Genomic DNA, 17,346 nt, shown 5'->3' with positions numbered 1-17,346 from the left:
TTTGCGAGTGCGCCTGATGATGGAAAAATTTATATTATGTAACCTCTAAAGGAGGCTACATGGCAAACGAAACAGTTTTGAATGCATCTCAATTTCCTTGGTCCGCATTGATTACAGCTTGTACGGGCTTAATTGGTGCCCTGGGCGGCGCGATTCTTGCAAACAAATTTGCAGAAAAGCGTTGGTTGAATCAGGTAAAACACGAGGATAGTAATGAAAAAGCAAAAGTTCTTCGAGACAAAGGCGAAGAGCTTTATGTTCTGCTCGGGCGCTGGAGTAAGTTGATATTTTTAGTGCAACTGGCACAGATAAGGTACGTGAAATCAAATAGAGAATGGTCAGGTTATGAAGACCATGTACAACAATTAGGTTTTGAGCCCGGCGCACATGACAGAATCTTAACGTTGCTAGAGCTATACTTCACTGAATTAGCCCCACTAATGGACCAGGTACGTTCACATATTCAAACGTCAAATAGTCTGCACGAAAACTTCAAGAGGGGACTAGAAGTAGACGCAGGAGGCGTATCCAACTCTATTAATAAAGCATCTATCGATGTTGAGCTAAAAATTAAAAAAATGCAGGCCTTAATTAGAGAGAGGCTAAAGCCTATGACCACGTAACCGCCTCCAGGCGGTTTTTTATGGAGCGAATATGCCTGATACCTACCGCGTTACCGTCACAACAAAATCAGGCGAAACTCACGAAGGCCTAATGAACCGATCACAGCCCGAAATGATTAACGGCTTCATTGGTGTTGCCCGGGAAGATGGTACATGGGTCTACCTCGCGCAAGATGACGTGATCAAGCTGGAGTATGTGCCAGAACCCGTCACTGACGAGCAACCGAGCGAAAAGGGAACGATGAAGGATTGACTTCGAAAGCAGAGGTTCTAATCAGAAATTAGCTTAATTGTTATATCAAGTGACAAAGGCGATACCTTCAGACTGCATTTTTTACGAAAACGCATCACAACCTTATTTAATAAAGAGTGTATCCATGGGGTGGGAAGGGTGGTTGCTTGTTCACATGCCATCCCATTAGAGCTAAGAAAATTAAGCAAATCCCGCGTCCCTCCTTCGCGGCACAGGTGTGACACAAATCTGACGCGCCGATACCTAAGCTTTTGTAACTCAATAAGAGTCTTCTGCAACTCGTCATAGATTTGGAATATTGCCCCTTTGCCAACAGGACAGTTTGCAAACCGCATGTGTAAAGTTGCCGGTTTTGAACCGTGACTGACTACTGAAAAGAGTGGGAAGTAGCGAGTTCTCTTTTCGATGTTCTTCTTCAGTCGCATCAGAAGAGCAATCGCAAAAACACATATCAAACATATCATATTCATACAGCCTCCTTTGCTTGCTTATCGGCAGACTTAAGAAAATGTTTAAGGTGAGTTATGGCGACCAAAGCTAAAACTGGCCGCCCTTCTGAATATCTACCAGAGGTGGCTGCTGCCGCATACACAATACTGTGAAGTGCTGGTGCCAGCCGGTAACTTTCTACTCAGCTCACTGATTGACGTGGGCGGACGCACGGTGACGTGGGTGGCAGATGCTGGAGCTACATTCACCAACTCTGCAAATCTGAATGGACGTATTTTCAGAAAGGGGATCCGCAATAACAATGTTATGCAGCATGGCACGCTCGATGGAGCATGCTCATTCAGCGTCAGTGCTGACCGTGGTGCCGAGGCTCCTGCACAGGTTCTGGGTGTCATATCTCCTGACCAGATCGCCACTTACATGGACCGTGATTCAGTTGGCTTGCACGCGGAGAACTATGCTCCTCAGATTCTGGCAACCACCTCGACCGGAACATATACCGCCAACTCAGTAACTTTCGGTACCGCGCTTACAGCTGACCAGGTTAAAAAGCTGCGTGTTGGCATGATCATCGATACAAAACACACGCCGACAAAATACTCTGGTATCGTGACGGGCTGGGCCGCAAACGGCACGTCGATCACTGTGGAAGGCTGGTATCTCGTTGACGGAAGTTCTGCCAGCCATTCTAAAGTGACACCGGCAAACGGTACCGGGGTCAACATCAATCCCTTTACCAAAGCCTGGGCGATGAACGCTAACGTGTTTATTGATACCAACTCCCATGCGGTGGCGGCAGTTGGGCTGGAGCTTGGCGTAAGTAACGAGAAATTTGACTACGACCCTGTGACGGACACATGGCACACCTGGTGTTATGACGCAATTACGCTGGGTTCTAAGCGCTGTGAAACAGCCTATATGCAGCGTGGCTATTACTACAAAGGCTATGAGAGTCGTGGTGCTACCGGCTACGGTTTTACCGGTAAGAACGCCAATGGTATCTGGCCTTCTGTGGCCATGTTCCATAGCCAGGCCAACTCAGACTATCAGATCCTTTTCCAGCCGGATGTTTACGGGAATAAAACATCGTTCGCAGTCAAAAAAGATGGTTCGGTTGAGATGGGTCGCATCGACGCGGCCGCTACGGTCACACTCGATCTGCATTCATCAGGCAACGACATAGACTACGATGCGCGAATTTCTGCCACGGGAGGCACCACAACCAACGGTGGCGGGACGATGACGCTTGCCGCTACCAGCATCAACTTATCGCCTGGCTAGATCGTTGAATTCAACAGCTTTCGGCCATCAGTTGACGCGACTAAAAGCCTTGGCCTTCCACAGTATCGCTACAGTATCGTGTATGCGAGCACAGGTACGATCAAAACCTCCGATGTTACTACCAAGACATTCCTCAATATTGAGCAGGCAGAGAAAGATGCTGCAGTCGAGATCAGGGGAATGATGAGGAAGTTCCAGTTTAACGATGCTATTTCCGAGAAGGGTACGGACAAAGCCCGCTATCACTTTGGCGTCGGTGCCCAGTACGTTCGTGATGTGCTGACTAAACATGGACTAGATCCTGATATGTACACATTCCTGTGTTACGACAAATGGGAAGACGAGTATGAGGATATTTATGAAGATGTTGAGGTTGAACGGGAAGTAGCAGGTAAGGCTGATGAACCGGTGATCATCAATGGTGAGCAGGTTGGCACGCGCCGGGTTGATATCACGTATCTGGCGAAAGTTAAGGAGCAGCACGCTACGGGTGGCAAGAGGCTGATTCGTGAGGCTGGCGAACTTTATGGTATCAGGTATGACGAGCTAATCTGCTTCATCATGTCAGCAATGTAAAATAAAAGCCCGGAAAAGCTCCGGGCTTAATTTCCTAATCTTTTAAGGGGAGCTTATTAAAAATCATGTACATGATGATATAGATAACAGACAGGTCGAAAATGAATACAACCCTAAAGCTTGAAGCATAAACCGTAGGACTTAGGCCCATCATCACCACTGAAGCAATCCCCAAAATGAAAATCACTGGCAGGTTGATCAGGTCTTCTACTGAATCGCATATAGAGGTCATTAACGATATGCATGTGAATAATATGAACAATGAAAAGACATACGGGAAAAAGAACTTTATATCAGCAACGTTCCCGAAATCTAAAAACTCGAAGTGAGTAAAAGCTTTCAGTGGAAAGCTATATCGTGTAAAGACAAAGAACAATGCAAATTTGAAGGCCAGAGCAGACATACATAGCATCTGCAAGCCAGTAATATTTTTCTTCTGCAGAACAATGCATGCGACGAGCACCGCCATCAATACCAAAAGCAGAACATTTGGCTCGGTGATATGCGAGCTAAGTCTGTCAAACCCTAAAGCCACTTTATCGATGATATTGAAATTCGGGAAATCAGGGAACCATCGGGATGTTTCTTTATAAAAGCGCTCACGATTACCAGGTGCCGTAAGTGCAAAAGCTGTTGTTAGTGCAGCAGCGATAAAGTAAATCGCACTGTACTTGTCATAGCCTTTCCGAGCATACGTAATTGCAACGATTGCCGGTACAGCAAACAATATTGAATAAATTTCGTTGAAGCATGCGAAGACAAGGAGAGCCAAAGCAAGCGCTTTAGTCCATACCGGGCCGTTTCTGTGATAGTAAAATATGGCCAGCGAAAGAAGCCCAGCAGCAATCGGTTGGAGATAGTTGTAAGAACCGGTTACCCACCAGGAAGCCTCACCCATAACGTCACCGTTGATGAGCAGCAAAAGGGTAATTGACAGGCAAAAAGAGAGCAGACCCACCTTCCGTCCCTTTGAGGACAGCGAAACAAGTGATGCCGCCATGACACACAGTGAAAGGGGAATTATGAACTTGAAGAACCAGGGGTGGTTAATCGTCAGAACCATTATTCCTTCAATAAGGATTCTTCCAGTCCATGTGTGATAACGGATATCGAGGAATTCAAAAAGACTACGATTCAGCAGCGCGTCACTAAAGTACTTATCATCATCCGCGCCCCATGTGTGAAGGCTTATAGCGATAAAAACCAATATAGTTGCAACATATATAAAGCCAAGTATCTTTAATGGCCTCAAGTTATTTACAGTCATGTTTCACCACGTATACATTGTTGTCTTTGCTGATTTGAATAAGAGCCTTGATGGACTTAATATCATCACCAATGTTAATTGACGATGAAAAACCAGACTTATCGTAAAGCCCCGGCTTGTTCATATAGGCGCTGACGTCAACTCTCTTAATCTGACCAGTGTGCAATTTGTAGGTTTGACCATCAATTTCTGCAAAGGTCATGATGTCGCCGACGCCTTCTTTAGGCGTTGCCCATCCGCGAATTGTCAGCCTGCCGTGGTGATACTCACACTGATCAACATTGAACATTACATTTCCATTGTCTGCCGTTGGTGTGGAAGGACTCGCAATAACAACCTTATTGAATGACTTATAAAATGCGAAAGGAATTGCAACTGATATCACCAGTCCGAACCAGAAAATATAGCGTGAAAGCTTGTTATACTTCCCTTTACTCATCACTTTTCACTCTCTTTTTTCTTAACGTAACGAGGCCGCTGTTTAACCTCAGTATAAATACGACCGATGTATTCACCCAGCACGCCAATGCCGATTAACTGAACGCCACCAAGGAAGAGTATTGAGACCAGGATAGACGGGTAGCCAGCCACGGGGTTGCCCCAAATCAGCTTATCGATGATCATCCATACGCCATAGAGGAATGACAGCGAAGCTACGAAGAAGCCTATATAAGTCCACATGCGCAGGGGGACTGTAGAGAATGAAGTGATACCCTCTAACGCCAGATTCCATAGCTTCCAGCCATTGAATTTTGTTGTACCTGCAACGCGACTGGCTCGCGTATATTCAACGATATCGGTTCGGCCTCCGACCCATGAAAGAATGCCTTTCATGAACAGGTTTCGTTCAGGGAGAAGTTTTATATTCTCAACCACGCCGCGGGACATCAGTCTGAAGTCGCCAACATTTTCCTCAATTTTAGGCGAGCTGATTTTGTTGTGCAGACGATAGAACCACTCAGCAGTCTTACGCTTCATGTGGCCATCGGTGCTTCTGTCAGTGCGTTTAGCCAGCACCATATCTGCACCTGCCTGCCAGCGCTCGATCATCTGTGGTATCACTTCAAGCGGGTCCTGCAAATCCACGTCAATAGGGATAATGGCATCACCAGTGGCACATTCGATGCCAGCAAAGAGAGCGGCCTCTTTGCCAAAATTTCGGGTAAAGAATACATTCCGAATTAATGGATCGCCTTGCTGCATATCTTTCATCAGCTGCGCCGTGAAATCTGTGCTTCCATCATCTACGAAAACAATTTCAATTTCATACTGCTTCAAAAACGCTTTATTTCTTACCGCGCTGTAGAAGTACCTTATCGCATCTTCTTCATTAAAAACGGGAACAACGAGCGATATCTTCATTTTTTCTCTCTAAAAATAATATATTTAGAATATAGGAATCCGCACACAAGACTTACTGCAGAGAATACGACAAGAGTAGCCACAGGGTTAACATGCAGCCGGTCTGCAGATGCACCAATGAGAGTCGCCACGGCACCCATAAAGAACACATACATCATGTATCTGAACGTGGTTGCCTCAGCGTTAAAAGTCCACCGGGCGTTTGCGAAAAATGAAAAAGTAACGGCAACACAGAAGGCTATGAAGTTGGAGACAGACTGGCTCTGGTCGTTCTTGATGCAGATGGCAAACACGACCCAGTGAATAAGCGTGTTCAAGACTCCAATCGTCATGTATCGGGCAAATAATTTAGCCATGGGGACACCTGGAAAAAAAGATACGGGATTTTGTCATCGTGCCAGGTAATGATCAAGGAATCGATCTGTTGAATTAAGCGCATAAAAAAGCCCGGCGACCGGGCAATGACTCAGCCGCTCCTGTCTTAGCAGGCTACGGGGTGGGTAATTTGAGCTTAGATAAACGATATCTGAAGCGCCAACCAAAAAAACCTTTTCCATCAATCCCTTTACAAATCTGTGTGACACATCTCCTTGATCAAATCCACTGATCGATATTACTGTTTATCCATACAGTAATTATCAGAGGAGAATTCATCATGGCGAGAGAGAGTGACATACACGCGGCGTTCACTGGAGCGATAACGAAGGACGGGCGGGGGCGGCAGATTGTCACCACTGCGGCTTTCCAGAAGCGGCTGGATGACCTGAATCACGTATGGACGCTGGCAGAGTGCAACCGGTGGATTCGCCGTTACCAGAACTTCTTCTTCGAGCTCGTTACCGAGGAAAGCGAGAATAAGACCTGGTCGTTACGCAACATGGGATATGTGAGGTAATTATGGGATTTCCATCACCAGCGTCCGATTACATAGAGCGACGCATAGACCTGAACGATGTGCTGATGCCTCGCCGCAACAATATGATCCTGATTGAGACGCCTGACGAGTTCGTGCTGGCGGACAAATCACTGAAGCCAGTGTCGGGAGACAAGATCGCATTCCAGATAGGCGAGTTCCCACAGCTGGGTAGATTGTTCAGCGCAGGCATCATTACGCTAGACGGCGAGACGATCGACGGAGAGGGCATGCAAGGGATTATCGTGCTGGGGAAAGTGACGGCGGAGGTGGTGTCTGTGTACGAGCCTCTCCGGCCGACAATTTAGCCGTAGCACACATGTAGCACAAAAAAATACCGCAAATCACCTCAAAACCACCACGACGGCAGTTTGTGACTTGCGGTATGTCTCTGTAAAACCACGCTTCAACGCACAGCAACCTGATATGCTAAATATTCAAAGTGAAATTATGAATATGCAGGTTTAGTTGAACTGATTTCGCTGCTCAATGAGCACCTGCCTGGTGGCGGATGAGGGTTGCCAGCAATATCCCCAGTTTCTTTGCTGAGTCTATGGGCCTGCACTGGCAATCATGCAGGCGTCATTGGCTATAATGCCTTTTATTATGAGCCGTGCAGCAGTGAACTCACTTTTTGGCACCGGCGATATTTCATCACCCATCAACAGGACGCCAGCCCGATGCTAAAAAAACTTATTCTGATAACGTCATTAATCGCCTTATCAGCCCCAGCTTTTGCCGCCACACAGTGCGGGCCGTTTTACCTTAAAGCCGATAAGAGTGGCTGGTTCTCCGTAAACGAAGAACGTGCGAAGACCCAGAAAGTCACGTTTTCAAAAGAGAAGGGTGATTACGACAACGCCACGATAAAGTTGCTGGTTAAAAACAGCAAAGCGCCGGGCATGGTAGATATGGAGCAGACGACGCGCGAGGGCAAAGGAATGTTACGGGCGCAAATCGTCCGCACCAGCCAGAGTCAGATCCGCATACGGGGACTCTATGATTGCGAACCCGCTAAATAGCCTGATCTGCGACCAGCCCGGCGATGCCGCTAACGCGTTGTTTTGCACGCTGCAATCATCGCTGAAACCAGTGCGCTGATATCCGGCGCTTTTGGATCGTAGTAAAACGTCGCGCTGGTCTGATGATGACTGAACTTTGCAATTTCAATCCAGGCTACGGTTTCATTATCCTTTTCGAGGTTATATCGCTTCGTGCCATTTGGCAGCGGATCATCCTGCTCCAGGTAGGACTGCTTATTCTGTGCCACTTCGGTAAGGCAGGACTCAACCTGATAAGGATGACCGTCGAACCAGGCGGTCTTCGTTTCCGGGTGCAATCCAACTCGTCCCGTATCTACACATCCGCTCAGCAAACTTACGCTCAGAGCGATTATTAATCTATTCATGGCATCCACTCTCGTTATCATTTTTCCGGCTAATCTGCGCCCTTTAAGGCTCTGTCACGAACCTGTGATTAAGTCAACGAGAGCAGAGGGTACAACACTCAGCGTCACCGATTCATGAACACAATACATACCTGCCTCACTTTGAGTTAACGGAGGGCGAATGGAAGGATCAATTTACGGGTTACGGGAAATGAACGAAAAATTTGCGAAGCGCTACTTCAAATTGAACCTTCGGGGTTTAATGAACAGTCTGTCAGGCGGTTTTTGCCGTAGTAAAAGCAGGAACATAACGAAACGGTGAGAAATGCTATTACGCAAAAACTTTTCTGCCCTGAAGGTGTGGCGTACTCTTTACCTGAAGCTTCCCTGAGCAACAGGAATCAGCGCGCCCGCCGGGCGCGCCATCTGCACATCAACTCGCTTTATAGGGATCTTTTTTATCATCCTGGCTGTCATCATTTTTGCGCGGCACTTCACCATGATCTTTCGGTGCGTCAGTGGCAGGATGATCATCTTCTTCATAAGCATTGCCGGCATTTGGCGCAGCTTCGGGCAGGCTCTTGCTGACATCACCTTCTTTCTTACGTTCTTCATTTGTATTGTGCTTAAACATAACTCACTCCTTTTTTTCCAGTGCCTTAAGTCTAGACCAGCCCTGACATCCCGCCTTTACATCGGATTACAGAGCGAAAAAAAGCCCGCCAGAGGCGGGCTAATCGGAGTTTCTCTCATACTGAACACGTCATTTTTCGATGTTTGGGTGTGTGCAGCACAATCATGCTAACGGGAAAGGTCTGATGCAGAAATGGACAAACCTGTCATATCGACTGCGGCAGGTCACATTCCCGACGATAAAATCTTCGATTAATAAATTCGATTGAACTGATTAATAAAAAGCATATAGTGACCTGCGTTACCAGGAGATAGAAATTATGTTACGAGACTATTTAAAGATTGAAGCTGAAGACCAGCTAATTGAACAACGCACACTGAGTCTGAGAAATCGTGGTCAGGAAGAGGTGACAGAATGGATTATTGTCAGCCGTCAGGGTGTCAAAAAAGGCGGCGTGACCCTGTTCGATAAACTCAGCACCCGCCGCTCATGGCCAGTCAACTATCGCATTATGCAGACCGACCTGCAGGGTAAGGTCGTAGTGGATCAACTGGTCGACGCCCTGTAGTTGCATGGCTATTACTCTAACTACAGTTTTTCGCTGAAAAGCTAACCCGCACCCGGCGGGTTTTTTTATGGCTGCCGATAGCGGCGCAATTCCACCAGCGTGCCTATCAGCTTCAGGCTGTCACGGCCTGAATGCAGCTCGGGAAAGTTGATATTGACCGGTGCCAGTTCAAACTGCGTAACACCATCCTCACTGCCGCGCTGGCGCCAGGTGCGCAGCAGGACATTCTGTTGCTGTAATGCCAGTACGTGGTCACCAGGCTGAGGTGACAGGCAGGGATCGATAATCACCACATCCTCCCGCAGAATAGCGGGTGACATAGCCTGTTCTTCCACCCGGAAGGCAAAACTCTGTTTCGACAGCGCCATATCGTTGTGCATCAGCAGCTGATGCCGGACAGCACCGGCATCGTTCAGCCACTGTGCGACGTTACGCTGAGCAAGCAGCGGGATCTGGTGCAGTCCTGCCCAGCTATTTTCGCTGAAAACAGGACCATCCCCATCTATCAGATAAGCCGGTGCACAGCCCAGCGCTTCGGCAAGCCGAAGCAGGTTCTCACCGCGCGGCAGCGTCTCCTCTTTTTCCCATTGCGAAATAGCCACATGGGAGACTTTTACCTGTTGTGCCAATTGCTTCTGCGTTAATTGCAGTGATTTACGTCGGAGTCGGATGCGGTCACCCAGCGTTTCATTTTTCATCAGCTTGACTTTTTGATTGAGAGTGACTTAAGTATACTTAACCCTGGTATTTAAGCAATCTTAAATTCAGGGTTAAGGACGTGGCTGTTCTGCACGCAGTGTGTTCCAGAGACCTTACCGGACAAAGGGGTGTGGCATGGAAAGTAGTCTGATTACCAGTATGGGTGCGTTGGTTCTGGGTGGGGGGGCAGCAGCACTGTTCTGGAAACCGTTATTGGCGGGTATTGCGTCAATCGTAACCAGTAATCGAGCCGGCGGCGAAATTATTACCAGCTACAAAGAGCAGGTGGTGTTGCTGAAAGAGAGCAACCTGATGATACGGGAGGAGAACGATGAGTTACGTGAACGTCATGACAGAAATTTGCGACGTATTGCGACACTCGAAACGGATCTACGGTTAATCAAGAATGCCGTAGGTATTTTACTGGCGATGACCGAAACCGATCAGAACGATAAATTTCGTAATGAGATTAATCGGCTGATCTCAACTCTGGAGGATCGCAGCGATGACAACAATTAACAGCCTTAAGGCTCCTATGTTACAACGGCGCAAAGTTATCCTCGGCTGCATTCTGCTGAGCTGTTCGATGATTTGCATTCTGATGACAATTATTTTTCTCTACGTCAGTAACACGGCAAATAAGCGGGTTGAGGAGATCCGGGCAGATTATCGGGTCATTGCAGCGCGGCGTGATGAGCGGGTGGATTTGCTGACCAGTCAGGTTGCAGCATTACAGCATAAGCTTGATGTGATACCTGATCGCGTCGCCGACAAAACGATCACAAAAGTAAAAGAAGTCGTGATTGAGAATGAGGTGCCATCCGCGAAACCCACCGGGAAACCGTAACTTCCGATTATTCTTAGTGCGGATTCGCTATGATCGACTAGTTTTAAATCTCCGGACGACATTTTGTACCTGAACTGACGTCCGCTGATTGGCCGGTTGATGAACCGCTAAGCCTAAACACTTTTGATAACTGACCAGAAGGAAATTTAGCATGAGCGATTCAACAGAAACCAAAACCAAAAATGACTATCTGCGCGATGTGACTTCGCAGCTTAAAGAGATGCGCCACTACGCGCAGACCAACACCGAAACCCTGTCCAGCCATTGGTTAGCGTTTGATGCTGGTGAGTATAAAGATAAGACGAATGCCGACCGTATCGATGCGTTGCTGAATAAGCAGGGGAAACTGCTGGAAGATCTGGATGCCGCCATTCAGGACATCGAGATTGAAATTAATCACAGTGAGCAGGAGAGCTGATTCATCTCCCGCTGACTGATACGGTGGCCGCTAAGAGATTAGTCGGCCACCAGCCACATTTCCGCTTCGTCGAACATCTCTTCAACAATACGCGCAACTGTCGCCTTATCGTTCTTACTCAAATCAGTATCAATCGCGTTACGTTCCATCGGCTTGACCTTAACTTCGATGTCAGGAAACACCCGATGTACCCGCTTTTCCAGCTCCTCACGAATCATCTCGCGAGCACCCGGTAAACCGGCAACGTTGCGCTTGTCATAAATCAACTCAACAAACATGATGGCAATCCATTCAGGGCAAAATCGCTGATATATAATACTGTAAATAAAAACAGTAGCAAGGCAGTGCGCCTGATTTCGCGTAAATTTTTATCTCGCGAAAACCTCCATCTTCGACTAGCAAAATGCGCACGCATCGCGACATAATGCTGGCTTACTTTTCAGGAGGTCCGCGATGCGACAACTGGTCATTGATATTCTGCTAAAGCTGGCAAAGATGGACGTCGATGCAAAAGAGCTGACGGCGCAACTTGAAGCGCAGTCCCTGCTGGTTGCAGCGCTGCTGGTGCAGGCGAAACAGGACAACTCGCTGACCATTACAGAAACGGTGCAGGATGCCATCATTACCGCTTCGCAATCGTCGACTGAGTTTCTGCAGTCGGATGTTGATCTGCTACTGACGCATATCAATCGTCTGCTGGCGGTTGCAAGCTATGTAGAAGTGAAAGGCAAAGCCACGGAAGAGCGAGAGTAGGGCCATTTTTCAATACACCTCCGGAGAGGAAAGCCCGGCAATCTCTCCGGAGGCAGTGCAGTTGCTTTGCCCAAAAGTGCAATCATCACCTGCGGCTTAACGTGAAGGTATCGCGTTTTTGCTTTACTGCTCTATCCGATGCTGTGCGACAGACTGAGAGGTGTCACTTATAGCTCTTCAGTGCAGGGAACGTTACAGCTCGTTTTTGATGCAGAACTCTTCCCAGCTCATTCCCAGCGACTCAGCATGAGATTTGAGATAGGTCTCGATAGCCTCAGCCGCTACCGCTTTATCGGGCTCAGCGAGCTGAATAGAAAAAATCATCCCATCCAGATTCTTCTGCCGTAAAAAGGCCGCATAGATGCGTTCGGCGTGCCATTCACGCAGCTGTCGCAGCGACAGATTAGCGGCACGGGCATCGCTCTCCGTTAACTCATCCAGTGCTGACTGAAAGTCGGGATGCGCGGTAAAAAACATTTCACGTGCCTGGGCATAATAGGCTTCTGGCGTTTTCATATTTATATTCCTGAAAGGCTGATGCAGCGCGTCAGTGTATCGGGTTGTCTTCCGCTTGTCAGGCGTGCCAGAGCCCATTCAGACTGCCAGTAGCCGATTAAAACGCTGACCGATGTCCTGGCTCATGAGTAAATTCTGCTGCAATCGGCCGCTTGCGGGTGTCTGAACAGCCAGATACCTTGCGCTGCGCGGTGAAAAAATTATAACGTAGCCGCCATTGACGCGATCTTAGGGATTAAACATGAAAAAGTGGATGCTGATTGCCGCGCTGGCACTGAGTGGCTGTGCGCAAATCAACGATTATGAAAATGCGGTACAGGCGCCGGCACCGGCTGATCTGCAGGGGAACTGGCAAACCGTCGGCCCACAAAGCAGCCTGATCAGCGGACAGGCAATAGCCAGTCTGATTATCAATGCGGATGGCAGCACGCTGGATTGCCGCCAGTGGATGCGTGTGATTGCGAAGCCAGGCAAGCTGACCCGTCTGAACGGTGACTATGTCAACGTCACGCGAAAGATTCGGGTGATGCCGCTGGTCGTCGATAACAGTGAACTTAAGTATGACGGGCTGACCCTGCGCAAAGTGGCGCGTCCGACACTAGAGTGTCAGCAGGCACTGGAAGAAGTGGCAAAACAGCCGAAAGCTGCTGTCATTCAGAATATTGAACCGCAGCTGCTGCGCACGCCGATTACTGAGCATAACGCGCAGTCCTAACCGCAGCCCATAAAAAAACCGCCCCGGCAGCACGCGAAAGCGTCCGGCAGGGCGGTTTTACGCTTATTCAGTCACTTATTCTGCTACTACCCAGACGCTGACGCTGCCACCGTTACAGGCAAAGACGGCTGTACCGTGCTCGTCAGCCGTAATGGTCTCTTCACGGTTCCCCAGATGATCGCGCCAGACCTTACCGGCAAAGCCTTCGCCCATCGGCACACTTTTCTCGCCCGCATCGCCGTTCGACATGATCACCACACAGCCTGGCTGCGTTTCGGTGCCGCTGCGGCTGAACGCCACGCAGTTGGGGTGATCAAAATAGTCGGTCTGCACGCCCCAGCCATACTGCTGACGCGCCCGGATTAATCCTTCCAGTTCAGGAATGACCGGCATCTCAATTTTGTGCGTCTCGCCGTCGCCGCCCTCATCTTCATAAGTCGCCCCGAACAGGTCAGGATAGAAAATGGTTGGCACGCCCTGCTCACGCAGCAGGATCAGCGCATAGGCCAGCGGTTTGAACCAGGCCTCAACCGGCGCTTCGAGCGACTGCAGCGGCTGGGTGTCATGGTTAGCCACGATGGTCACGGCATGCCACGGATCCGCCACCACCAGCGAGTTAGCAAAAATCTGGCTCATATCGTAGGCGCTGCCTGCGGTTGAGGCCTGATGGAAGTTCATATGCAGTGGCGCATCAAACAGCATGGTTTTGCCTTCCACCTGATGCACATACTCCTGCAGCTTCTCGGTTTCAAACGACCAGTACTCCGCGACGATAAACATCGGCTCTTCAGCGACGTCCTGAATATGATCGATCCACTCTTTATAGAACCAGGCCGGAATATGTTTTACCGCATCCAGACGGAAGCCGGTGCAGGGCACCTGTTCCATCACCCAGCGTGCCCAGTATTTCAGCTCTTCCCTGACCGCATTGTTGCGGAAATCGATGTTGGCACCCATCAGATAGTCGAAGTTGCCCAGCTCGTTATCGACCTGATCGTTCCAGCCTTCGGCGGTGTAGTCGTTGATGATTTTGAATACGCCGTTCTCGTCCGGGTTTTCGATGTGGTCTACGCCGCTAAAACATTTGTGGTCCCAGACAAATTTCGAATACTCACCTTTCCGCGCCGGAAAGGTGAATTTCGTCCAGGCTTCACAGTCGACGACCTCATCATAAATTTCATCTCGGTTGTCCGGATTGACGCGGTTAACGCTGATCGCCTCTTTCTCGTCCGCGCCCATTTTGTGGTTTAGCACCACATCCAGCAGCACCCCAACGTTGTGGCTACGCAGGGCTTCCATGGCAGCCAGTAATTGCGCTTTATCACCATATTTGGTGGCAACGCCGCCTTTCTGATCAAATTCCCCCAGGTCGAACAGATCGTAGCTGTCGTAACCCACTGAATAGCCCCCCGACCCCCCTTTGTAGCAGGGTGGCAGCCATGCCATAGTGATACCAATTTCGCTGAGCCAGGCCGCGCGATCGGCGACTTCCGGCCACAATTTGCTGCCATCCGGGTAATACCAATGGAAAAACTGTAATAACGTTGGGTTTTGCATGTACCACACTCCAGGAGGATGATGAAAATCAAGTATGGAGTAAGCGGCAGAAAAGAGACGCCGCGCAGAAAAATAAATCTGGCGGCGTAGCAGAGCAGGGGATCAGGAGAGGGTTTCGCGCGGTACCATCACAATGCCGCCCTGGTTGGCATAGGCGGACATCACCGATTTCTGACGGCTGTTCTGACCGACCAGCGAGGCCAGCTCATCCATCCGCGCCTGCAGCAGGCGTTTTACTTCGCTTTCGTTGTCGAGAATACGGCGCAGTACCGGACGTAACTGCTCCTGCGTCTGTGATGAAGGCGATACTGCCTCTGTCGACTGGGCTAAGTCCTGCACCGCATTGACATACTCCATCTCCCGGCTGATCAATTCATCCCATTCGCCCTGTGCGGCATGACGCAGCATTCCCTGGCTGAGATCGAGTAACTGTTGGTAAACGGCAATCAGATGCGGTGCAGTAGTCATTAAACGGCGTCCTGAATCAGGTTAGGTTGAACCACTTCTTTCCACGCGTCCGCGATGTTGCGCAGCAGGCCTTCGACCTCCTCGACCGCGGCAACATCATTGTGCAGGTTGGCCTGCAACAGGCGACGCGTCATGTAGTTGTAAAGATCCAGCAGATTGTCTGCCAGCTCATCACCACGGTTTTCAGCCAGGCCCTCTTTCAGACCCGCTTCGATAATATTGATGGCTTTGGAGATGGAGCTGCCTTTGCCTTCGATATTGCCATCCTGCATAAACAGGCGGGCGCGGATTAACGCGCTCAGTGCGCCGTCGAACAGCATCACGACCAGCTGCTGCTGGCTGGCGCTCATCACGGCGCTTTCTACGCCAATTTTTGCATAGGCTTTGGTGCCTGTAGCGCTGTACATGGACACTCCTGTTATTTTTTAGACGAATCTGACGTATCGAACTGCTGTGTCAGATAGGTACTGGTCGAGTTAAGTTTACTGATAGCCATATCCAGTTGGGTAAACTGTGTTTTATAGCGTGCGATATCCGCATCAATGCGATCGCTGGTGGTGTTATAAAGGGCGGTTAAGGTATTCAGTGTTTTACTCACGCCATCGGTGGCGGACTGAATAATCCCTTTAGTAGCCAGCCAGTCAGTCAGTTTGCTGTCGATTTTCGCAGTAATGCCAGTTTTACCGTCACCCACGATCATCTCTTTCACGCCCGCAGCATCTTTATCCAGGGCGGCACTCAGCTTGGTCGAATCCAGTTTTAATGAACCGGTGGTGGGATCGGTAGTAACACCAATCTGACCCAGTGATTTATAGGATGATGAGCTTTGCGCGTTGGTCAGCATCGTCTTGAGCTGCGTCTCAATCGTCCGTAATGTGCTATCGCCCAGCAGCGCGCCATTACTGGAGTCCTGTGAATCCGTATTGGTATCAACCTTGGTGTATTTGGTCAGGGTGTTGAACTGATCCAGCAAGGTGTTGTATGCATCCACCCAGGCACTGATGGCGCTGGAGGCTTTTGAGGTGTCTTTGGTAATGGTCAGCGTCTGACTGCCAACCGTCTGCGCAGTCAGATTTAACGTAATCCCTTCCAGTGCATCACTGATCTGGTTGCTGCTGTTTTCAATTGCAACGTTGTTTACCGTAAGCTGGGCATTCTGCGCTTTAACGCTTTCTGTCATTACATTGCTGCTGGCGGATGCGTCAAAGCCCACAATTCCCTGCAGCGTGTTGTCACCGGTGACGGCAATCGTTGCCACAGCATTGTCGCTGCCGGTTTTATTGGCGCTCATAGAGAGTCGGAAACTGCCGTCTGACACCTTAATGATACTGGCGGTGATACCCGCATTCGCGCCATTAATAGCGTCACGCATACCGGTCAGCGAGGTCTGATCGGCCGAGAGCGTCACGCTTTTGCTGGTACCATCTTTTAAGGTAATCGCAATGCTGCGGCTGGCGACTGAGCTGTCACCCAGTGCGGTAGTGCTACTGCTCTGCACAGCTGAGGTCAGAACCTGCGCCTGCGCCAGCTGCGTAACGTTAATCGCATATTTACCGGCGACGGTGCTGCTGCCAGATGTCGTGGCACTGAAGGCCGTGGAGCTGCTGGCTGCGGTCGTTGCGGTAAACAGGTCCGCACTGTTCAGCTTGGTGTTGGCCGTCTGGAATGTTGTCAGAGAACTTTTCAGGGTGGCATAGGCACTGAGTTTGGACGTATAAGCTGACTGCTGTTTTGAAATGGGTGTCAGTGCCGCTTTTTCCGCGGTGGTCAGACTGTCAAGCATGGTACTGAGTGGCAGGCCGGAACCCACACCGAGATTACTGATACTGGCCATGTTAATTCCTTTATAAGGTCGACAGGGAAATTGATACCTGGGTTATCGGCCTTGAATAGGTAAAGTTTAACGTTATTTGCCTTAGGGTAATGAGGTAAATAAGCACTATAGAGAAGGGTAATTCAGTGACTAGAAAATTAATGAATTAAGTCTAAAGAAGTCGGGACGGGTGGCGATAACTTAAAACGTGACAGGCTGAAGCAGAAAAATTCGCCTGGTACTAAA

General features: G+C 49.2%; 26 protein-coding genes. 13 read left to right on the top strand and 13 right to left on the bottom strand.

Annotated elements, in window-relative coordinates:
• Positions 1-59 precede the first annotated feature (59 nt).
• The 4 genes from NIM72_RS04690 (at position 60) to NIM72_RS04675 (ending at position 3,183) form a co-directional block, all read left to right on the top strand.
• Positions 60-623 (top strand): hypothetical protein, encoded by a 564-nt coding sequence (locus NIM72_RS04690; RefSeq protein WP_253419011.1) that lies wholly within the window; start codon positions 60-62, stop codon positions 621-623.
• Between the two features lie 31 nt (positions 624-654).
• A complete protein-coding gene (locus NIM72_RS04685) occupies positions 655-876 on the top strand; it encodes a hypothetical protein (RefSeq protein WP_253419008.1) in 222 nt (73 codons plus the stop codon).
• A 672-nt stretch (positions 877-1,548) separates the two neighbouring features.
• A complete protein-coding gene (locus NIM72_RS04680) occupies positions 1,549-2,607 on the top strand; it encodes a hypothetical protein (RefSeq protein WP_253419005.1) in 1,059 nt (352 codons plus the stop codon).
• A 78-nt stretch (positions 2,608-2,685) separates the two neighbouring features.
• Positions 2,686-3,183, top strand: coding sequence for a tail fiber domain-containing protein (locus tag NIM72_RS04675; protein ID WP_253419002.1), 498 nt, complete (start codon positions 2,686-2,688; stop codon positions 3,181-3,183).
• 34 nt (positions 3,184-3,217) lie between these two features.
• On the opposite strand, the gene NIM72_RS04670 is transcribed toward NIM72_RS04675, so the two are convergent.
• From NIM72_RS04670 to NIM72_RS04655, 4 genes are read right to left on the bottom strand one after another with little or no spacing between them, the layout of a single operon-like run.
• Entirely contained in the window at positions 3,218-4,450 is a 1,233-nt protein-coding gene (locus NIM72_RS04670; RefSeq protein ID WP_253418999.1) for a DUF6056 family protein, read from the bottom strand.
• A complete protein-coding gene (locus NIM72_RS04665; protein WP_253418984.1) occupies positions 4,437-4,892 on the bottom strand; it encodes a hypothetical protein in 456 nt (151 codons plus the stop codon). Before NIM72_RS04665 ends, NIM72_RS04670 begins: the two co-directional genes overlap by 14 nt.
• Complete coding sequence (locus NIM72_RS04660) at positions 4,889-5,812, bottom strand: glycosyltransferase family 2 protein (RefSeq protein WP_253418981.1); 924 nt, start codon at positions 5,810-5,812, stop codon at positions 4,889-4,891. The genes NIM72_RS04665 and NIM72_RS04660 overlap by 4 nt, the downstream gene beginning before the upstream one ends.
• Positions 5,809-6,168, bottom strand: a complete 360-nt coding sequence (locus NIM72_RS04655; RefSeq protein WP_253418978.1) for a GtrA family protein — start codon at positions 6,166-6,168, stop codon at positions 5,809-5,811. The genes NIM72_RS04660 and NIM72_RS04655 overlap by 4 nt, the downstream gene beginning before the upstream one ends.
• A gap of 299 nt (positions 6,169-6,467) precedes the next feature.
• Here NIM72_RS04655 and NIM72_RS04650 point away from each other — a divergent pair, with 299 nt between their 5' ends.
• The 3 genes from NIM72_RS04650 (at position 6,468) to NIM72_RS04640 (ending at position 7,747) form a co-directional block, all read left to right on the top strand.
• The gene (locus NIM72_RS04650; protein ID WP_201499567.1) at positions 6,468-6,707 is read left to right on the top strand and encodes a hypothetical protein; all 240 of its coding nucleotides are present in this window, start codon (positions 6,468-6,470) and stop codon (positions 6,705-6,707) included.
• A gap of 2 nt (positions 6,708-6,709) precedes the next feature.
• Positions 6,710-7,033 carry a phage repressor protein gene (locus tag NIM72_RS04645; protein WP_253418975.1) on the top strand — a complete coding sequence of 108 codons (324 nt, stop codon included), beginning with the start codon at positions 6,710-6,712 and terminating at the stop codon, positions 7,031-7,033.
• A gap of 372 nt (positions 7,034-7,405) precedes the next feature.
• On the top strand, positions 7,406-7,747 hold the full coding sequence (locus NIM72_RS04640; RefSeq protein WP_222925473.1) for a hypothetical protein: 342 nt from the start codon (positions 7,406-7,408) through the stop codon (positions 7,745-7,747).
• Positions 7,748-7,776: 29 nt separating this feature from the next.
• Here NIM72_RS04640 and NIM72_RS04635 read toward each other — a convergent pair whose 3' ends face one another.
• Both NIM72_RS04635 and NIM72_RS04630 read right to left on the bottom strand, forming a co-directional pair.
• Positions 7,777-8,064, bottom strand: a complete 288-nt coding sequence (locus NIM72_RS04635) for a hypothetical protein (protein WP_253418973.1) — start codon at positions 8,062-8,064, stop codon at positions 7,777-7,779.
• Between the two features lie 481 nt (positions 8,065-8,545).
• The gene (locus NIM72_RS04630; RefSeq protein ID WP_010247636.1) at positions 8,546-8,746 is read right to left on the bottom strand and encodes a hypothetical protein; all 201 of its coding nucleotides are present in this window, start codon (positions 8,744-8,746) and stop codon (positions 8,546-8,548) included.
• A 319-nt stretch (positions 8,747-9,065) separates the two neighbouring features.
• Between NIM72_RS04630 and NIM72_RS04625 the strand changes: the two genes are divergently transcribed.
• On the top strand, positions 9,066-9,314 hold the full coding sequence (locus NIM72_RS04625) for a hypothetical protein (protein ID WP_013358269.1): 249 nt from the start codon (positions 9,066-9,068) through the stop codon (positions 9,312-9,314).
• Positions 9,315-9,379: 65 nt separating this feature from the next.
• Here the strand turns inward: NIM72_RS04625 and NIM72_RS04620 are convergent, their stop codons facing one another.
• Entirely contained in the window at positions 9,380-10,012 is a 633-nt protein-coding gene (locus NIM72_RS04620) for a helix-turn-helix domain-containing protein (protein ID WP_222925349.1), read from the bottom strand.
• Positions 10,013-10,148: 136 nt separating this feature from the next.
• Between NIM72_RS04620 and NIM72_RS04615 the strand changes: the two genes are divergently transcribed.
• The 3 genes from NIM72_RS04615 to NIM72_RS04605 all read left to right on the top strand — a co-directional run bounded on the left by NIM72_RS04615 (position 10,149) and on the right by NIM72_RS04605 (position 11,278).
• Positions 10,149-10,532 (top strand): hypothetical protein, encoded by a 384-nt coding sequence (locus NIM72_RS04615; protein ID WP_161736521.1) that lies wholly within the window; start codon positions 10,149-10,151, stop codon positions 10,530-10,532.
• A gap of 82 nt (positions 10,533-10,614) precedes the next feature.
• Positions 10,615-10,860 carry a hypothetical protein gene (locus NIM72_RS04610; protein WP_237566756.1) on the top strand — a complete coding sequence of 82 codons (246 nt, stop codon included), beginning with the start codon at positions 10,615-10,617 and terminating at the stop codon, positions 10,858-10,860.
• A gap of 151 nt (positions 10,861-11,011) precedes the next feature.
• The gene (locus NIM72_RS04605) at positions 11,012-11,278 is read left to right on the top strand and encodes a hypothetical protein (RefSeq protein WP_013358265.1); all 267 of its coding nucleotides are present in this window, start codon (positions 11,012-11,014) and stop codon (positions 11,276-11,278) included.
• Positions 11,279-11,316: 38 nt separating this feature from the next.
• On the opposite strand, the gene NIM72_RS04600 is transcribed toward NIM72_RS04605, so the two are convergent.
• A complete protein-coding gene (locus tag NIM72_RS04600) occupies positions 11,317-11,556 on the bottom strand; it encodes a DinI-like family protein (protein ID WP_003854508.1) in 240 nt (79 codons plus the stop codon).
• 175 nt (positions 11,557-11,731) lie between these two features.
• Between NIM72_RS04600 and iraP the strand changes: the two genes are divergently transcribed.
• Positions 11,732-12,031, top strand: coding sequence for an anti-adapter protein IraP (gene iraP, locus NIM72_RS04595; protein WP_013358264.1), 300 nt, complete (start codon positions 11,732-11,734; stop codon positions 12,029-12,031).
• 192 nt (positions 12,032-12,223) lie between these two features.
• On the opposite strand, the gene NIM72_RS04590 is transcribed toward iraP, so the two are convergent.
• Positions 12,224-12,547 carry a DUF6388 family protein gene (locus NIM72_RS04590; protein ID WP_008926858.1) on the bottom strand — a complete coding sequence of 108 codons (324 nt, stop codon included), beginning with the start codon at positions 12,545-12,547 and terminating at the stop codon, positions 12,224-12,226.
• A 241-nt stretch (positions 12,548-12,788) separates the two neighbouring features.
• Between NIM72_RS04590 and yedD the strand changes: the two genes are divergently transcribed.
• Positions 12,789-13,262, top strand: a complete 474-nt coding sequence (gene yedD / locus NIM72_RS04585) for a lipoprotein YedD (protein WP_222925350.1) — start codon at positions 12,789-12,791, stop codon at positions 13,260-13,262.
• 75 nt (positions 13,263-13,337) lie between these two features.
• Here the strand turns inward: yedD and amyA are convergent, their stop codons facing one another.
• From amyA to fliD, 4 genes are all read right to left on the bottom strand, one after another.
• Complete coding sequence (gene amyA, locus NIM72_RS04580) at positions 13,338-14,819, bottom strand: alpha-amylase (RefSeq protein WP_253418970.1); 1,482 nt, start codon at positions 14,817-14,819, stop codon at positions 13,338-13,340.
• Between the two features lie 102 nt (positions 14,820-14,921).
• Positions 14,922-15,287: a flagella biosynthesis regulatory protein FliT gene (gene fliT / locus NIM72_RS04575; protein ID WP_161736517.1), complete on the bottom strand. Its 366-nt coding sequence runs from the start codon at positions 15,285-15,287 to the stop codon at positions 14,922-14,924.
• Positions 15,287-15,694, bottom strand: coding sequence for a flagellar export chaperone FliS (fliS, locus tag NIM72_RS04570; RefSeq protein WP_110330520.1), 408 nt, complete (start codon positions 15,692-15,694; stop codon positions 15,287-15,289). The genes fliT and fliS overlap by 1 nt, the downstream gene beginning before the upstream one ends.
• An 11-nt stretch (positions 15,695-15,705) precedes the next feature.
• Complete coding sequence (gene fliD, locus NIM72_RS04565; protein ID WP_253418967.1) at positions 15,706-17,121, bottom strand: flagellar filament capping protein FliD; 1,416 nt, start codon at positions 17,119-17,121, stop codon at positions 15,706-15,708.
• Positions 17,122-17,346 lie beyond the last annotated feature (225 nt).

Origin of the sequence: Pantoea sp. B550 (genome assembly GCF_024158165.1) — a bacterium.
In the GTDB taxonomy this organism is placed as follows: Bacteria; Pseudomonadota; Gammaproteobacteria; order Enterobacterales; family Enterobacteriaceae; genus Pantoea; species Pantoea alfalfae.
Note: the sequence above shows the minus strand (reverse complement) of the source record. Positions and strands in the feature narration are given on the sequence as shown.

Bases quoted from the DNA above. Each gene is read 5' to 3' on its own strand.
- iraP (WP_013358264.1), top strand. From the start codon at position 11,732: ATGCGACAACTGGTCATTGATATTCTGCTAAAGCTGGCAAAGATGGAC.
- amyA (WP_253418970.1), bottom strand. From the start codon at position 14,819: ATGCAAAACCCAACGTTATTACAGTTTTTCCATTGGTATTACCCGGAT.
- NIM72_RS04660 (WP_253418981.1), bottom strand. From the start codon at position 5,812: ATGAAGATATCGCTCGTTGTTCCCGTTTTTAATGAAGAAGATGCGATA.
- NIM72_RS04605 (WP_013358265.1), top strand. From the start codon at position 11,012: ATGAGCGATTCAACAGAAACCAAAACCAAAAATGACTATCTGCGCGAT.
- NIM72_RS04615 (WP_161736521.1), top strand. From the start codon at position 10,149: ATGGAAAGTAGTCTGATTACCAGTATGGGTGCGTTGGTTCTGGGTGGG.
- NIM72_RS04690 (WP_253419011.1), top strand. From the start codon at position 60: ATGGCAAACGAAACAGTTTTGAATGCATCTCAATTTCCTTGGTCCGCA.
- NIM72_RS04685 (WP_253419008.1), top strand. From the start codon at position 655: ATGCCTGATACCTACCGCGTTACCGTCACAACAAAATCAGGCGAAACT.
- yedD (WP_222925350.1), top strand. From the start codon at position 12,789: ATGAAAAAGTGGATGCTGATTGCCGCGCTGGCACTGAGTGGCTGTGCG.
- fliS (WP_110330520.1), bottom strand. From the start codon at position 15,694: ATGTACAGCGCTACAGGCACCAAAGCCTATGCAAAAATTGGCGTAGAA.
- fliD (WP_253418967.1), bottom strand. From the start codon at position 17,121: ATGGCCAGTATCAGTAATCTCGGTGTGGGTTCCGGCCTGCCACTCAGT.
- NIM72_RS04650 (WP_201499567.1), top strand. From the start codon at position 6,468: ATGGCGAGAGAGAGTGACATACACGCGGCGTTCACTGGAGCGATAACG.
- NIM72_RS04610 (WP_237566756.1), top strand. From the start codon at position 10,615: ATGACAATTATTTTTCTCTACGTCAGTAACACGGCAAATAAGCGGGTT.
- NIM72_RS04670 (WP_253418999.1), bottom strand. From the start codon at position 4,450: ATGACTGTAAATAACTTGAGGCCATTAAAGATACTTGGCTTTATATAT.
- NIM72_RS04640 (WP_222925473.1), top strand. From the start codon at position 7,406: ATGCTAAAAAAACTTATTCTGATAACGTCATTAATCGCCTTATCAGCC.
- NIM72_RS04625 (WP_013358269.1), top strand. From the start codon at position 9,066: ATGTTACGAGACTATTTAAAGATTGAAGCTGAAGACCAGCTAATTGAA.
- NIM72_RS04600 (WP_003854508.1), bottom strand. From the start codon at position 11,556: ATGTTTGTTGAGTTGATTTATGACAAGCGCAACGTTGCCGGTTTACCG.
- NIM72_RS04590 (WP_008926858.1), bottom strand. From the start codon at position 12,547: ATGAAAACGCCAGAAGCCTATTATGCCCAGGCACGTGAAATGTTTTTT.
- NIM72_RS04620 (WP_222925349.1), bottom strand. From the start codon at position 10,012: ATGAAAAATGAAACGCTGGGTGACCGCATCCGACTCCGACGTAAATCA.
- NIM72_RS04645 (WP_253418975.1), top strand. From the start codon at position 6,710: ATGGGATTTCCATCACCAGCGTCCGATTACATAGAGCGACGCATAGAC.
- NIM72_RS04630 (WP_010247636.1), bottom strand. From the start codon at position 8,746: ATGTTTAAGCACAATACAAATGAAGAACGTAAGAAAGAAGGTGATGTC.
- NIM72_RS04655 (WP_253418978.1), bottom strand. From the start codon at position 6,168: ATGGCTAAATTATTTGCCCGATACATGACGATTGGAGTCTTGAACACG.
- fliT (WP_161736517.1), bottom strand. From the start codon at position 15,287: ATGACTACTGCACCGCATCTGATTGCCGTTTACCAACAGTTACTCGAT.